General features: G+C 37.5%; 13 protein-coding genes. 6 read left to right on the top strand and 7 right to left on the bottom strand.

Translation table 11 applies throughout. The features are described 5' to 3' along the window. Positions 1-112: 112 nt before the first annotated feature. Entirely contained in the window at positions 113-1,384 is a 1,272-nt protein-coding gene (serS, locus tag AC1M84_RS02970; RefSeq protein WP_179997729.1) for a serine--tRNA ligase, read from the top strand. 55 nt (positions 1,385-1,439) lie between these two features. Here the strand turns inward: serS and AC1M84_RS02965 are convergent, their stop codons facing one another. The 5 genes from AC1M84_RS02965 to AC1M84_RS02945 form a co-directional block, all read right to left on the bottom strand. After that, positions 1,440-2,459 (bottom strand): AraC family transcriptional regulator, encoded by a 1,020-nt coding sequence (locus AC1M84_RS02965; RefSeq protein WP_481590631.1) that lies wholly within the window; start codon positions 2,457-2,459, stop codon positions 1,440-1,442. Between the two features lie 156 nt (positions 2,460-2,615). After that, entirely contained in the window at positions 2,616-3,458 is an 843-nt protein-coding gene (locus AC1M84_RS02960) for a hypothetical protein (RefSeq protein ID WP_481594392.1), read from the bottom strand. Positions 3,459-3,518: 60 nt separating this feature from the next. Next, the gene (locus AC1M84_RS02955; RefSeq protein WP_179997731.1) at positions 3,519-4,604 is read right to left on the bottom strand and encodes an LLM class flavin-dependent oxidoreductase; all 1,086 of its coding nucleotides are present in this window, start codon (positions 4,602-4,604) and stop codon (positions 3,519-3,521) included. A gap of 30 nt (positions 4,605-4,634) precedes the next feature. Continuing rightward, positions 4,635-5,156, bottom strand: coding sequence for a flavin reductase family protein (locus AC1M84_RS02950; protein WP_179997732.1), 522 nt, complete (start codon positions 5,154-5,156; stop codon positions 4,635-4,637). A 45-nt stretch (positions 5,157-5,201) separates the two neighbouring features. Further along, the gene (locus AC1M84_RS02945; protein ID WP_035267873.1) at positions 5,202-6,452 is read right to left on the bottom strand and encodes a dienelactone hydrolase family protein; all 1,251 of its coding nucleotides are present in this window, start codon (positions 6,450-6,452) and stop codon (positions 5,202-5,204) included. Positions 6,453-6,651: 199 nt separating this feature from the next. Here AC1M84_RS02945 and cysG point away from each other — a divergent pair, with 199 nt between their 5' ends. From cysG to AC1M84_RS02925, 4 genes are all read left to right on the top strand, one after another. Then, positions 6,652-8,037: a siroheme synthase CysG gene (gene cysG / locus AC1M84_RS02940; RefSeq protein ID WP_481594391.1), complete on the top strand. Its 1,386-nt coding sequence runs from the start codon at positions 6,652-6,654 to the stop codon at positions 8,035-8,037. A gap of 28 nt (positions 8,038-8,065) precedes the next feature. Beyond that, positions 8,066-8,545 carry a tRNA (cytidine(34)-2'-O)-methyltransferase gene (locus AC1M84_RS02935; RefSeq protein ID WP_035267879.1) on the top strand — a complete coding sequence of 160 codons (480 nt, stop codon included), beginning with the start codon at positions 8,066-8,068 and terminating at the stop codon, positions 8,543-8,545. A gap of 449 nt (positions 8,546-8,994) precedes the next feature. Then, on the top strand, positions 8,995-10,329 hold the full coding sequence (locus AC1M84_RS02930) for a solute carrier family 23 protein (RefSeq protein ID WP_481594465.1): 1,335 nt from the start codon (positions 8,995-8,997) through the stop codon (positions 10,327-10,329). A 108-nt stretch (positions 10,330-10,437) separates the two neighbouring features. Further along, positions 10,438-11,412 carry an isopenicillin N synthase family dioxygenase gene (locus tag AC1M84_RS02925; protein WP_481594390.1) on the top strand — a complete coding sequence of 325 codons (975 nt, stop codon included), beginning with the start codon at positions 10,438-10,440 and terminating at the stop codon, positions 11,410-11,412. A gap of 59 nt (positions 11,413-11,471) precedes the next feature. Here AC1M84_RS02925 and AC1M84_RS02920 read toward each other — a convergent pair whose 3' ends face one another. Next, complete coding sequence (locus AC1M84_RS02920) at positions 11,472-12,551, bottom strand: hypothetical protein (protein WP_481593096.1); 1,080 nt, start codon at positions 12,549-12,551, stop codon at positions 11,472-11,474. A 167-nt stretch (positions 12,552-12,718) separates the two neighbouring features. On the opposite strand from AC1M84_RS02920, the gene AC1M84_RS02915 reads away from it, so the two are divergent. Beyond that, positions 12,719-13,171 carry a hypothetical protein gene (locus AC1M84_RS02915; RefSeq protein ID WP_481593095.1) on the top strand — a complete coding sequence of 151 codons (453 nt, stop codon included), beginning with the start codon at positions 12,719-12,721 and terminating at the stop codon, positions 13,169-13,171. 37 nt (positions 13,172-13,208) lie between these two features. Here AC1M84_RS02915 and AC1M84_RS02910 read toward each other — a convergent pair whose 3' ends face one another. Beyond that, positions 13,209-14,726, bottom strand: a complete 1,518-nt coding sequence (locus AC1M84_RS02910; protein ID WP_092766849.1) for an outer membrane protein transport protein — start codon at positions 14,724-14,726, stop codon at positions 13,209-13,211. Between the last annotated feature and the right edge of the window lie 102 nt (positions 14,727-14,828).

Below are 14,828 nucleotides of genomic sequence, written 5' to 3'. Positions count from 1 at the left end.
TTGACTCTATTTTAATTTGATTCAATAAGCTTCAGCTGTCAGCGCTTCGACTGTATTTTTTTTAACGAAGCGCTTACACTATAGGCAGTTTTTTTCCCTGAAAAGATTAACCATGATCGACCCGAAATTACTTAGAAATAATATAGAGGCTGTAAATTTAGCCTTAGCTAAACGTGGCGTGCAACTCAACGTAGAAGAATGGGCATCTTTAGAGGCTCGTCGTAAAGAAATTCAGTCTAAGACTGAAGCTTTACAAGCAGAACGTAATTCGGGTGCTAAACAAGTTGGTCAAATCAAAAAAGCAGGTGGTGATGCCTCTGAAATCATGGCTCGTATGAGCGCGATCGGAGATGAAATTAAAGCCGCTGAGCTTGCGTTAACAGAACTACAAGCTGAAATTGAAGCAAAATCACTTTCTATTCCAAACCTACCTCATGAGTCGGTGCCAGAGGGCAAAGATGAGAATGACAACGTTGAAATTTTAAAATGGGGTACGCCTCGTGAATTCAACTTTGAAATTAAAGATCACACTGATCTTGGTGAGTGGATGGGTGGACTCGAGTTCGAAACAGCGACTAAGTTAACAGGTACTCGTTTCAGTGTGCTCAAGGGTCCGCTTGCACGTTTACAACGTGCACTAACGCAGTTCATGTTAGATACACATACATTGAAAAATGGCTATACAGAAGCTTATGTACCGTATTTAGTGAATGCTGATTCATTACGTGGAACTGGTCAGTTGCCTAAATTTGAAGAAGATTTGTTCAAGCTTCAAGGTGACAAAGAATATTACTTGATCCCAACTGCTGAAGTGCCTGTGACCAATTTTGTGCGTGATGAGATTATTGATCCTGAGCGTCTACCATTGAAATATGCTGCTCATACACCTTGTTTCCGTAGTGAAGCTGGTTCTTATGGCCGTGATACACGTGGTTTGATTCGTCAGCACCAATTTGACAAAGTAGAAATGGTTCAAATTGTTAAACCTGAAGACTCTATGCAAGCATTGGAAGAGTTGACAGGGCATGCTGAGGGTATTTTACAGGCGCTTGGATTGCCATATCGTAAAATCATCTTATGCGGTGGTGATATGGGCTTTGGTGCAACGAAGACTTATGACTTAGAAGTTTGGGTACCAAGCCAAAATACCTATCGTGAAATTTCATCGTGTTCAAACATGGGGGATTTCCAGGCTCGTCGTATGAAAGCTCGTTACCGTGCTGATCAAAAGAAAACAGAGTTTGTTCATACTTTGAATGGTTCAGGTTTAGCAGTTGGTCGTACTTTGCTCGCGGTAATGGAAAATTATCAACGAGAAGATGGTTCGATTGAGATTCCTGAAGTCTTGCGTCCTTATATGGGTGGACAAAGTTTTATCGATTAATCGATAAAACACAAAAAAGCTAACTCAATTGAGTTAGCTTTTTTTTTTGAGTGTTTTAATGAATGAGTTGAGCACTGCCTGTTTGCCTTTCAATAATTTTTTTTAAGGTCTCACTCGGTTTTTCCCCAAATGCATCTTTATACTCAAGTGAAAAACGACCTAAATGTGTAACACCCCATTTATAAGCAATTTCAGTAATATTAATTTTATGCGTAGACTGTGAAATTTCATTATAAATACATTTAAGTCGGTAATGGCGTATATAAGCATTTGGACTGCATTTTAAATATTTTTTGAAAATTGTATTCAGCTTTTTTTTGCTTAATCCAGATGCATATTCTAAATCTGAAATTTCAATTTTTTGATGTATATTTTTTTGTATGAATTCTAACAAGCGAGTAAAGAAGTCAGGATAATCTAAAGTATTTTTGTAAATTAAATCACTATAGTTATTGGGTTGAGATAATAATAATGACTTCACAATAATATATTCAAAATCTGAGCGCATTTCTTGAAAAAATGAAGTATTGGTAAAATTGTTTGTGAAATTTTTAATACTGTCAATTAAATCCCACCATGCTTTAATTTTTGGGTTGTTTTGATCCATCACATTTTGAAATACCAAAGGTTCGGTAACTGGCTGAGAGATTAAATCTGAAAGTATTTTTTCAACAAAAGTCTTTGAAAAAGAAATGAATGTTTGCACACAGTCTTTGTCAATAATTAGTTCAAATTTATCTTCAGGTGAAACAATGGATGCTTGATCATAACAGGCGTAAAAAGTTTGACCATCTTTTTTAAATAGTGGTCGCCCATTTTTAGGGCGCGTTATACAAAAGTGGTTCATATTTTCATGCGTATGCGTTTTGAAAATTACATCTTTACCATATGTTAAATCCCCAATAATCATACGACCGATTTGCGATCCATTAAAACTAAAATCCAATGGTTCATATTGATTAAAATCGACTAAATCATGTGGGCCAATGATTAAATCAAGACAATGGTTGGCATCATGAATATTCTGCGTATGTGATTGAATCGTAGAAATAGACCTGTGTTGCTGGCTATACATAAATACCTCTATCCTTAGCTTGCTTATCATTACTTATGCAAAAATCAATCCATGATTTTGCTTTTTTTGTTTTATCTCAAATAAATAAATTAATCTAAAATAGCAGAATATAAAAATACTCTTTTGGTACTAAATTAGATTAATTTGATATGTTATTTAAAAGTGGTAAGCAACACGTAACATAGGGCTACTCGCGGTCGCTCCTGAACCAGCAACACCAGATGTATCATTACCATATTTATTTTTCCAGTATTGATAAGCAATCCCAGCTTTCAATTTTGGTTGATTGGCAGATTTATCTTTAAGTAAAGAATACATTAAAGACATGTCTACAAAGATTTCGCTGGCGGTAGGCTCACCAAAAGGATCTTTCCCTTTGGTGCTCATCCAAACACCTATGCCTTGATAATTCCAATTCGATTGCATAAGAGGAAAATCCCAAAGCACTTGAAGTGCTAAGTAAGGATCGTAGGTATATTTTTTACTCAGTACATTAGCATCATTGCTCTCGTAATAACCTAGCAAACTGAGATTAAGATAGCCTGGCGTATTTAATGTAACACTTGGACCAGCAACATACATTTGTCGATTTGAACCATAATCATCATTCTTTGTATTCCAGTCAAAACCTACTGTAAAACCATATGTCTTGAACCAACTAGAATCATTCAGTTTGTGTTGCGTGATACTTGGGATATCTAAGGTATGACGATAAATTGCATATGCCTCTTGAGCTCCTTGACCAGAAGCTTTGTTTGCATTTGGTTCAGCTGAAGATTGATGCATATTGAGTTGAAAAAAATTGGTGCCATATTTATAGCCGCTTAGGTGTACAAGACTAAAAATATACTTGTCAAAATCACCGTCTTTAAATGGTTCTGAGAAATCTTGACCATAACTGACAGCCAGTGAAGTATCACTCCAATTTGCCGCTTGAACTGCAGTGCCTAATGCAAAGCAGATTGATCCAGTGAATAACCCCTTTAAAATATAATTCACAGCTAAATTCCCTCTTAAAATAAATAAGCCGACAGTGAAACGGTCGGCTTAAGTGGTGGATTAACGAATATTATGCTTTTCCAAAATTGGTAAAACATGATCACGGAAATACGGAAATTCGCGGCTATAATCAAGGAATGAAAGAGTCGTTCCTCTAAAACCAGCTTCATGTAAATCTAAAATACCTTGCGCGACTTGTTCAGGTGTACCGACTAATGGAAAGCCACCATGGCCTACACTCATTGCATCACGAATGGATTGTTGAACCTCTTTTGGGAAACTTTGAGCATGTGCAAACATTAAGCTCATCAGATTGTCAACGGCAACAGTATCAGCATTGTTTAATTGACGATCCCATTCTGCTTTGGCTTCCTCTTGTGTAGGTCTGCAAATGACATGGGAGAAGGTCATCACATTGACTTCTCGGTTTACGTCGCGACCTGCTTGTTTAAGCTCATCAATTTCAATCTTGCTTCTGCCCAAATCTGAAGCTGGTGTAAAAAGAAAGTCCGCATTATTAACGGCAAATTCACGTCCATTTTTTGAACCAGCAGCATTGAAGATAGGCGGATGTACAAGTGGTTTTGGTTTTCCATAAGTTCCTTTGGTTTTGAAAAACTTACTTTCAAAATCAAATTTTTCTTCACTGGTCCATACTTTTTTAATCAGGTCATACCAGTCTTGTGCATAACCATATCGAGTTTCGTGATCATCAGGTAAATGTAGACCGAGTGCTTCATATTCAGGTTTATTCCAGCCTGCAACAATGTTGAGTCCAATACGACCTTGACTAATCTCAGATAGCGTTGCAATCTGCTTGGCAACTACAACTGGATGATTGGGGACAGTCTGAATTGTCGCAAAAACTGTAATGTCTTTGGTTAAAGCCAATAATGCGGCCGCCCAAGTCATGGTCTCTAAAATTGTTCCCTGAAAGTCTGTTTCACCGCCATAGCCTGTAAAGCGAGCAATCGGTAACATGAAGTCGATACCAGCTTCATCTAGCATTTTTCCTAGTTCGAGATTCTTTTCCCAGCTCGCACTCCATCGATCTTCAAGAGTTGAAATGGTCATTCCACCTGAGCAGTTAGAAGCAAATGAGCCGAGTAGAAAGCGATTATCATTGAAAAAGTGATGTTGATTCATTTTAAAAAATCCTTAAATTTCGTGAATTCGCTATACACCAGCAAATGCTTGATGAAGATTTGCTTGTTTATATTGCCCGTTATGGAACACCAATGGATTTCCAAGCTGATTACGGCAGGCTTCAATTTGTCCCACAATAATGTAGTGATCCCCAGCTTCATGAAGCTCATACTGACGACAAACAAAAGTGGTTAAGGATTTATTTAGAATGGGGATGCCCATATACTCATCAACGTCATCTAAGCCTTCGAATTTGTCATCAGAAGATTTTGAGAAATGCTTAGACTCTTGATACTGATCTTCACTCAAGATATTGATGGCAAAATATTCTGCCTGTTTGAAATCTTCGAAATGTGTCGCAGATTTTGCGATGTTCCATAAAATTAAAGGTGGATCAAGCGATACAGAAGTAAATGAGTTCGCTGTCATTCCAATTTTTTTATGATTTGAATCTAATGCAGTTACTACTGTAATCCCAGTTGCATACTGACCTAAGAGTTGGCGTAACGAGCGTTGCTCCAACTGTATTACAGGTGTCATTTCATTTAACATGATCATAATCCTTCATCTTAATTCTGATTGTCAGAATGAGTTCCTTTATTCGCCAATCGGTTTATTTTCACTGGATGGCCAAGTTGGCATCAGTTCATTTGAGGGTAAAGTTTCATCTAAAAGTTTCTTGGCAGTTTCAACACCTGCAACAGGTAGTCCAGTTGGATCTAATACGCCAATTTGCACCAGTAAACTTGCCTGATCCCAATAGATATGCTCATGACATAGTTTCGGTCCACGGAACTTGATAATGCCGAGCATTGGAATCTCTACATATTTTCCCGTCGGTTTAATTCCAGGAATTAACCAATCAATTTCCTCATCATGAGTAAAACTCATAATGAATTCATCAACGACTTGAGTTGCGCCTACAGTTCGTGAAATAGGCGTCAGTTTCATATCTTTTGGATTGTTATGAACAAAATGGTATTGATAGAAGCGAGCTAATTGTTTGTAGCCGACGCCACCTGTCAATGTTGGAATGTGATTGACATAAGGCTCTGCCACCATTGTTGCCATCGTGTCTGGAACATTTCGAGTGTCAAATTCAAATCGAACATGCTCTTCCCATAGCGCAGCAAGGTCGTAATTTGGTCCTATTGCTTTGCGTAAAGCTGTAATGGTTCTTTCATGTGCCATGAGTGCACTAGGCTTGTGATAATGCATACTCTGTGGGCGAGCAAAAGCATGATCAACATCTGGATAAATATATGTTTCGACTTTTGAGTTGTTTTGCAGAGCAAGTAGGATTTGATCACGAGTGTTAGAATCACAGAACTGATCTTGTTCAGCAAAATGAAGAACCAGTTTGGATTGAATGTTGACTGCTTCTTCTAGGTTTTGCTCGATTCCTACACCGTAGTAAGAAACAGAACACTTTAAATCTGGAATGCGGCAAGCTGCGAGATATGCCAATTTACCGCCTAGGCAGTATCCGACCAATCCAGTACCTGCATCTTGATCAACTGTTTCAAGGGATTTGAGTGTTTCAATTGTAGATTTGATATCCTCAATACCCAGATCTTGATTAAATTGAGTATATAAGTCATATGCTTTTTGAAAGTCTTCTTCGGTATAACCGAGTTCTACATTAGGTTGAATACGCCAAAATAAATCAGGAACAATAACGGTATAACCTTCTTCAGCCAAAAAGTCTGCCTTTTGACGCATAACTTCATTAACACCGAAAATTTCCTGACATAACACAAGACCAGGACCTTTACCTGCTTCAGGTACTGAAAGATATGCTTTAAACGAACCTGCTGATGAATGTACATCAATATATGAACCAGCCATCTCGATAATCTCCTTTACTGTTGAACTTATCATCGGCATCAGCAGGATTTTTGACTATCCAAATAGAGTTCAAGTTTTATCCGTTTTAGGTCCCTTCATTGATATGCATCTGTTAAAAAAGCTACCACTTGCTTACTTTTAAGCAGCTTGAGTCGTGGAGAAGGTGCTAAAATAGAGTGGGCATATGAGGATCGATTCAGTGGATATTTTTCCAATTTCATTAAAATTGCAGCAGCAACCTTGTTTGATTGTCGGTGGAGGGCATATTGCATATCGCAAAGCACTGTTACTGCAAAAATCAGGAGCAAAAATTTCGGTTATTTCACCTGAGATTGAGGCGCAACTTTTAGAAATTGTCGAGAAAAGCTCTGGTCAATATATTCAAGCTCATTTTGAAGATCACGATTTAAAATTAAACGATTACCGTTTAGTGATTGCTGCCACAGATCAGCCTTTAGTGAATCAACAAGTTTTTGAAGAATGTGAAAACTTAAATGTATTGGTGAATAGTGTTGATGATCCACCACATTGCCGATTTATGGTCCCTGCAATTGTTGATCGCTCTCCACTTGTTATTTCAATTGCGAGTAATGGTACATCCCCAGTTTTGTCCAGACAGATTAGAACTCAACTTGAGACTGTTATCCCGCATGGAATGGGAGCATTAGCTAAAATCTCGGGTGAATGGCGACAACGTATAAAACAAAAAATTGAAAATCCTGATGAACGCCGTATCTTTTGGGAAGAGCTGTATGCTGGACCTTTCAAAGAGCGGGTATTTAATAATAATCTGGCTGAAGCAGAAAAAATTATTCATCAGTCTTTAATAGAATGGAACAAGCCCAAAGGTGAAGTTTATTTAGTTGGGGCTGGTCCAGGTGATCCCGAGCTTCTCACACTCAAAGCTTTAAGGTTGATGCAACAAGCAGATGTTGTGATTTATGACCGTTTAGTTTCTGGTGCTATTATGGAGTTATGCCGCCGGGATGCTGAAAAAATTTATGTGGGTAAAGCAAGGTCAAATCATGCTGTTCCGCAAGAAGGCATTAATGCTTTACTCGTGAAATATGCGAATGAAGGCAAACGTGTCTGCCGTTTAAAAGGAGGAGATCCTTTTATTTTTGGGCGAGGTGGTGAGGAAATTCAAGAACTCTATGAGGCAGGAATTTCATTTCAGGTCGTTCCCGGAATTACCGCAGCATCAGGGTGTTCAGCCTATGCGGGTATCCCTTTAACTCATCGTGATTACGCACAAAGTGTTCGCTTCTTGACTGGACATTTGAAGGAAGGTTCTCCTGAACTTCCGTGGAATGAACTCGTGTATGAACACCAAACATTGGTACTGTACATGGGGCTTGTTGGATTAGAAAAAATCTGTGAAAAGCTTATTCAACATGGTCAACGAGCAGACATGCCTGTTGCTTTAATTTCTAAAGGTACGACACCAGAACAAAAAGTTGTTGTGGGGACTTTGGCAGATATCGCTTCGAAAGTGTTAGAAAATCAAATTCAGGCGCCAACTTTGACCATTATTGGTGAGGTGGTGAAATTAAGAGAACAGTTGAAATGGCAAGACGAACTGTAAAAGTCTGCTATAAAGTTGAGAAATTATTGTGATTCATGTTGTTTTATACGAACCAGAAATTCCTGCAAATACAGGAAACATTATCCGTTTATGTGCAAATACAGGAGCACAATTACATTTGGTCAAACCGCTAGGTTTTGAGCTGGATGATAAGAAGTTAAAGCGTGCTGGATTAGATTACCATGAATGGGCTCGCATGCAGATATGGGATAATATTGAAGCATGTCTGGAAAATCTAGCGAGTCAAGGTGTGGATCAAGATTCGATTTATCCTTTAACGACCAAAGGTACCGAAACACCACATACCTCGAATCTGAATAGGCCAGTTGCTTTACTCATGGGGCCTGAAACGCGCGGACTACCTGAACATGTCCGTATGATGTTCCCAAAGCAACATTGGATTCGTTTGCCCATGGCACCAAATTCTAGAAGCTTAAATTTATCTAATGCTACGGCAGTGATTGTTTATGAAGCATGGCGACAACAAGGATTTAAAGATTTAACTTAAGTCAGTAAGGTCATCGAAAGGTGACCTTTTTTAATGCATAAAAGTTTAGTAAAACTTGGCTAATATAATGAAATATTCATTAAGAATAAAATTAAAATAATGATTTTAAATACGATTTGATTTTATATTTCGGGAATCCAATTTTTTTGAGTAAAAGTTTAAAAAATATACAAAATGGTCAAATTTTTTATTTGTTAATGAATTTAATATTTATATAAAACAGAGTGTTAGGTTTTATTTTTGTTGATCTTAAACTAGCTGTCATCCAAATGAGATATTAGAAATTCGACCAATTGGTATATTTGTTGCTTAGTTAAAGTGAATATATGGTTCCGATAAATTTGATAGACGAACTGTGATTTGTACTTAAACGAAATGAATTTATCATTGTACAGCCAATGTCTAAAGATGTTCGACATTGGCTCACATTACCAATGGGGTGGTATGTGATGAAAGAGAATTGGTTTTCCAAGTTTACTCCTTTTCAAGGAGATATTGAAAAAACTCCCGTTGCCATGAACGAGTACTTGCCTGCAGGACAAAGTATTGTACTTGGACTTCAACATACATTTGCCATGTTTGGTGCAACAGTGTTGGCACCGCTGCTCATGGGGTTTGATCCTAGTCTAACGATCCTGTTATCTGGTATTGGCACGATATTATTTTTCCTTATCACAGGTGGGAGAGTGCCAAGCTATCTTGGGGGGAGTTTTGCTTTTATTGGTGCTGTGATTGCTGTAACAGGCTATACCGGTTCAGGGTTAAATCCAAATATTGGGATTGCCTTAGGTGCAATAGTGGTATGTGGTATTTTCTATGCCTTGATGGGTTTGCTTGTAATGAAAACGGGTTCTCAATGGATGGAGAATCTTTTACCACCAGTTGTTGCTGGTGCAATCATTATGATAGTTGGATTAAATTTAGCACCTGGGGCGATTAAAGCTGTATCAGGTAATGAGTTTGATACATGGATGGCTTTGTTGACCGCAATGTGTATTGGTGGTGTCGCAGTATTTACAAGAGGAATGTTGAGACGATTATTGCTATTGGTGGGTTTGATAGTTTCGTATCTTGTATATTTTGTTTTAGCTAACATGATGGGAATGGGTAAACCAATCGATTTTAGCTCGGTTTCAAATGCGGCATGGTTTGGTTTACCAACTTTATATCAACCCGAATTTCAAATGAATGCAATTTTGCTGATCCTACCTATCGCATTTATTCTTATTGCTGAAAATCTTGCGCATTTCAAAGTTGTAAGTGAAATGACAGGCAAAAATATTACGCCTTATATGGGGAGAGCATTTTTGGCAGATGGAGTATGTACCTCTATGTCTGGTGCTGTAGGAGGAACAGGATTAACTACATATGCAGAGAATATTGGGGTCATGGCGGCAACGCGTATTTACTCTACAGTGGTTTTTGTAATTGCGGGTATTGTCGCCATTATTCTGGGATTATCACCAAAATTTGGAGCACTCATTAGCACATTACCTGTCGCAATTTTGACAGGGACTTCAATGATTGTTTTCGGCTTAATTGTAATCGCTGGTGCGAAAATCTGGATCGAAAATAAAGTCGATTTTACTCAAAACGGCAACATTATTGTGGCATCAGTGACTGTGATTATGGGCGCAGGGAACTATTCGATTATGGTTGGTGGACTTGATCTCGGCGGCATTACAACGGCGACATTTGCGGGAATTATTCTAAATCTGATTTTTAATCGAGCTAAGCAAAAGCAGAATCAAATTGTAGCAGACGTTGTACCAGAAAAAACTTAAGTTTGAGACTTAGCTTTTATGACAAATTTTAGTCAATCCTAAATTGTCGAAAGTTTCAGCAAGATAATGAAAACGTAAAAGATGTATACTTGATACAAGGGGATAAAAATGGGAATACCAGTAATTGATTTAGCAGGCGTAGATATAAACAAACCAGAAAGTGAGGCGACTAAACGTGTAGTTGCTGAACTGAGAAAAGCTGCGATGCATTCAGGTTTTTTCTATGTGAAGAATCATACAGTTCCTTTAGAAATGATGACGCGACAGTTTGCATTAGCAAAAGAATTATTGGCGCTTCCAGAAGACGTTAAGCAAAAATATGATGTACGTAATTTTTTTGGATTCCGTGGATTTGATAAACTGAATGGTCAGCAATTAGACCCTTACGGCAAGCCAGATTATAAAGAAGGGTTTTATTGTGGTCGTAATTATCCTCAAGATCATCCTTTTGCAATCGCTAAATATCAAAACTATGGTCCAAATCAGTGGCCTGAAGAATTACCTCAATGTGAATTGATTTGTCAGGAGTACATCGATGAAATGTATAAACTGGCAAATTTTCTGATGCAACTTTTGGCATTAACGTTAAATCTGCCATCGAACTATTTTGATGCTTCTAGTAAAGATCCTATGGGAACATTACGTATGTTGCGTTATCCACCTACACCTAGAGATGATGATGAAACATATGGCGTTGGCGCGCATACAGATTGGGGGTCAGTCACCATTTTGGCACAAGATCAAATAGGCGGATTAGAAGTGTGCATGCCTGACGGAGAGTGGGTTGCAGCACCACCAATTGAAGGAACATTTGTAGTTAATCTAGGTGATATGATTCCAAAATGGACCAATGGTCTATATCACTCCAATCCACATCGAGTAAAAAATAGTTTTTCAAATGGTGCTTATCGTTACTCAATTCCATTTTTTTATGAACCAGACTATCACGCTGTGATTGAGCCAGTTCCAGGAACATTGAAAGAAGGTGAATTACCTTTATATGCACCATGTACAGTAGGGGAGCATTTAGAAGAAATGTATAATCGTTCGTATAAAAAAGCGGAAGAGAATGCGGTAGCTTAAATATCGCGATACAAAAAAAGCATTATCAATATAATGCTTTTTTTAATTATTTTAATGATTTATGAGCGATATTGATTGATAAAGTCCTCAGAACTTAGTCCTTTTTTAGCATGATGAATTGATGCTCTTTCCGCATATATTTGTCTGATATAGCGTGCTACTTCGCAGCTATCTGCAAACATATTATATTTCCAACCCAAACCATAGGACCATAAATTAATATTATCCACGGTCATGATTTCAATATTTGTATCCTCATGATCTAAATAATGGTCAATCATCTTGCGAATGACCTCTTTGGTACAGCTTAATTTATATGCATGCCACTCATCATGAGGACACGCATTTTTTGGTGGCTGCCTAAATGGGTATTGAATGCCTCTTCCAGGGCGATTAAGACCGTGACCTTCCCATGGGCTGTATTCTTGGGACCATGTATTTAATGGCCCGTTTGGAACCGCAGGACGTATTTGCCCCCAATGCACCAAATTTTGATTTAACCAATCATCTGCAAAACTATCGCAGTTGAAAGGATCAAGTTTTCTAATCGCTTCTTGGTCATGTTGAAATGAGATATAAGATTCGATTGGATTTTCGATTTTGAAAATACAGTGGCTATAGTCCATCGCCATTTTAAATGGAATACCTTGATGATTGACTAAAGCTGCAACTCTTTCTACCCGGCGATAATCTTCAGACCAATTATCTACGTGATTTTCGAAGGTAATGGTTATACCCTTATTTAGGGCATACTCATAAAAATATAAATAGGCATCAGCAACTTGTTGATCATTAAGATAGTTGAATTTACTGTCTTTTGCTGCAAGCATAATGTTGTGGTATTTGGCGCCTACGGCACATGTAAGCTCGATATTTTCTTTGAATATTTTTTCATGTTCTCCCCAAATATAGCATCCGTAACCTGAATAAACTGAGATATTGTATTTTTGACTCCCTTTAATGTAATCATCAATCATTTCACGATGAGTCGGAATGTGATCGATAAAATCCCACACGCTCGATTCTGCAAGTAGGTCGAATTTTTCCATTATTGATGGTTCTTCAAGAGATACTGGATGCTCAAATGATGAGGCTTGTATGCCTAGTCCAGCACAGCCTAATGGAAACATTTTTTTCATAAATTCAATACCAAAAATATATAATTAAATCAGTGAATTGATAATGCAAAAAAAATGCCTTAATCCTTTAATATTTCAATCTATTACATTATTAAAATGGCTTTTTTAAAATATCAGTTGTCTAATACGAGCATAAATTTATCGAAATAAATTAGATACGGGGATGTATGATTAAAAACATTAAAAAATACAGCTATGGAATTATAGTAATCATCTGTGCAGGAATGACGACCTCTAAAGTAATGTCACAAAATGAAAATAAAGAACAAGCGGATTTAAATAATATTAATCCATTGACTCAACAAGAAATCGATCAAGCATTAGCTCAGATGAAAGTAAAAATGTTCAAAAATTTGGAAAATTGGAGTACGGCGTTAAAACGAAATGATTTCGAGCGGACAGGAAAAAATTTGGTGTTAAAAAGTAAGAAACAGCTTGAATTATGTCATATATATCAAGCTTCTGTAGATGAAACATATTCTTTAGCGCAAAAAAATCGCCATCGTATGTCTATAGATGAACAGAAAATTGTGGATGATCGAAACAGGTTTATTGAGTATTTGGGATTCAAAGATAATCAAATTGATACTAAATTAGGTTTTAGTTGTCGATTAATTTAAAAAAAAGCACGGATGAAAAATCCGTGCTTTTTAAACTCTAGAAACGGTAACCAATTTTAAAGCTATATCCAATAGCTGTATTATCTTTAAAATCTGCATCATAGCGATCGGTTCCGAACCAACTAGCAGATTGAGCTTTTGCATCACCTAACCAAAAATATCGTGCACCCGCTTGAATGAATGTATTTTTATTAAAGCTGTACTGACCACCTAATCCTGCACTCCAAAAACCTTCAGATGGACCTAAGGTAGAAACATATTCACCTGCACCAGAGTCCCATCCTCCGATAATGGTCAATGCGAGTTTTTCATTTAATTTTCTTGCGATACCGAATGTTGCAGATATTTGATCTTTTTCATAAGCGATTAAGTCGAAACCACGAGGTCCTTTACCTTGTCCCTCCGTAATAGAAGAAGTTAAAACTCCAAATTTGTATGGACGGATTTTGAACTCAGACCAATCTACCCAACGTAAATTGATATAAGCTAATGTATCAGCCATGATACCTGATTGGAAATCAAGGTTAACTGATTGTGGAGTTGATGCTGAGGTTTTACCTTCTGTATATTGGTAGTCGGTACCAAGTGCCCCAATTTTATCTACAATATGCCACCCAGGATGTACAATAGGTAATGTATCTGTAATCACTTCAGGCATACTTTCTTCAGCTTGAACTGAATAAGAAATTTTTGATCTGTAGGTTAATGAAGCTCTTAATGCAATTTCAGGAATTTGAAATGCAGCACCCGCTAGCCAACCAAAAGCACCTTCTTCAGGCATACTTGCTTTATAGCCTTGATAATCTTTTCTTGTATCACGACCAAGAAGATCTCTTGAACCTGTACCTTTTTCCTTAAAAGTACTACACAGTGCTACACCACTAGTCTGTGAATTACATAAATAACCACCTAATAGACTGTAAGCAGTTCCTTGTAAACTAAGATCACCTTTTACTGTTTGATAAACTGGGCCTGCATAAAAATTAAGGTGTTCATTAGGTTGGAAGCCTACGACTAGAGATAAACTATTTGTCGATACTTCAGCCTCTGTACTGCCATACTCACTGTGAAATGCACCATATTTTGTCGCAGATTCAAGGTCACCTAATGGCAATCGTCCTGAGCTGTTGACTCTGGAATGTTTTTTATCAGAGTTTGAATAAGAGGCTTTTGCTCCGAAAGGTTGGTCATAAATTAAACCTAATGAAATATTGTCAGTTACTTGAAATTTTAAATTAATATTTGCAAATCCGAACGTGTCAGCAATATCACTCAAATTTGAGCCCGCAATTTCCCCACCTGCATTAATATCATCTGCTGTAGGCATATTCCAACCATTCGGGTCTCTTAATCCTGCAGAAGCAGGGCCCGAAGGTTCAGTTCTCATTGTTCCTGAAAGATCAGCATCCAAAATTGAGTAACTAAAATCTACATAGTTTCCTGGCTGTAAAAAGCCATTCATCGATTGGCCTGAACGATCCATAGCTGCAGCATAAGCGCCCGCGGTTGGAAACATTGCGACCAAAATCGCCCCAGTAAGTGTATTCAAACGCATTATTACATTCCCTGTGTAATTAATATTATTAGAGCATTTACTCAAATATTTTGCTCTTTATACACATCGTGTAATTTTTGGTCAATGAGTATCCTGACAAAT

It is taken from the genome of Acinetobacter sp. 24-47-66 (assembly GCF_056779755.1).
This window is presented reverse-complemented; position numbering and strand designations above follow the sequence as displayed.

What these genes read in the sequence shown, in the direction of transcription:
- serS (WP_179997729.1), top strand. Translation starts at nt 113, where the DNA reads ATGATCGACCCGAAATTACTTAGAAATAATATAGAGGCTGTAAATTTA.
- AC1M84_RS02965 (WP_481590631.1), bottom strand. Translation starts at nt 2,459, where the DNA reads ATGTATAGCCAGCAACACAGGTCTATTTCTACGATTCAATCACATACG.
- AC1M84_RS02955 (WP_179997731.1), bottom strand. Translation starts at nt 4,604, where the DNA reads ATGAATCAACATCACTTTTTCAATGATAATCGCTTTCTACTCGGCTCA.
- AC1M84_RS02950 (WP_179997732.1), bottom strand. Translation starts at nt 5,156, where the DNA reads ATGTTAAATGAAATGACACCTGTAATACAGTTGGAGCAACGCTCGTTA.
- AC1M84_RS02945 (WP_035267873.1), bottom strand. Translation starts at nt 6,452, where the DNA reads ATGGCTGGTTCATATATTGATGTACATTCATCAGCAGGTTCGTTTAAA.
- AC1M84_RS02930 (WP_481594465.1), top strand. Translation starts at nt 8,995, where the DNA reads ATGAAAGAGAATTGGTTTTCCAAGTTTACTCCTTTTCAAGGAGATATT.
- AC1M84_RS02925 (WP_481594390.1), top strand. Translation starts at nt 10,438, where the DNA reads ATGGGAATACCAGTAATTGATTTAGCAGGCGTAGATATAAACAAACCA.
- AC1M84_RS02920 (WP_481593096.1), bottom strand. Translation starts at nt 12,551, where the DNA reads ATGAAAAAAATGTTTCCATTAGGCTGTGCTGGACTAGGCATACAAGCC.
- AC1M84_RS02915 (WP_481593095.1), top strand. Translation starts at nt 12,719, where the DNA reads ATGATTAAAAACATTAAAAAATACAGCTATGGAATTATAGTAATCATC.
- AC1M84_RS02910 (WP_092766849.1), bottom strand. Translation starts at nt 14,726, where the DNA reads ATGCGTTTGAATACACTTACTGGGGCGATTTTGGTCGCAATGTTTCCA.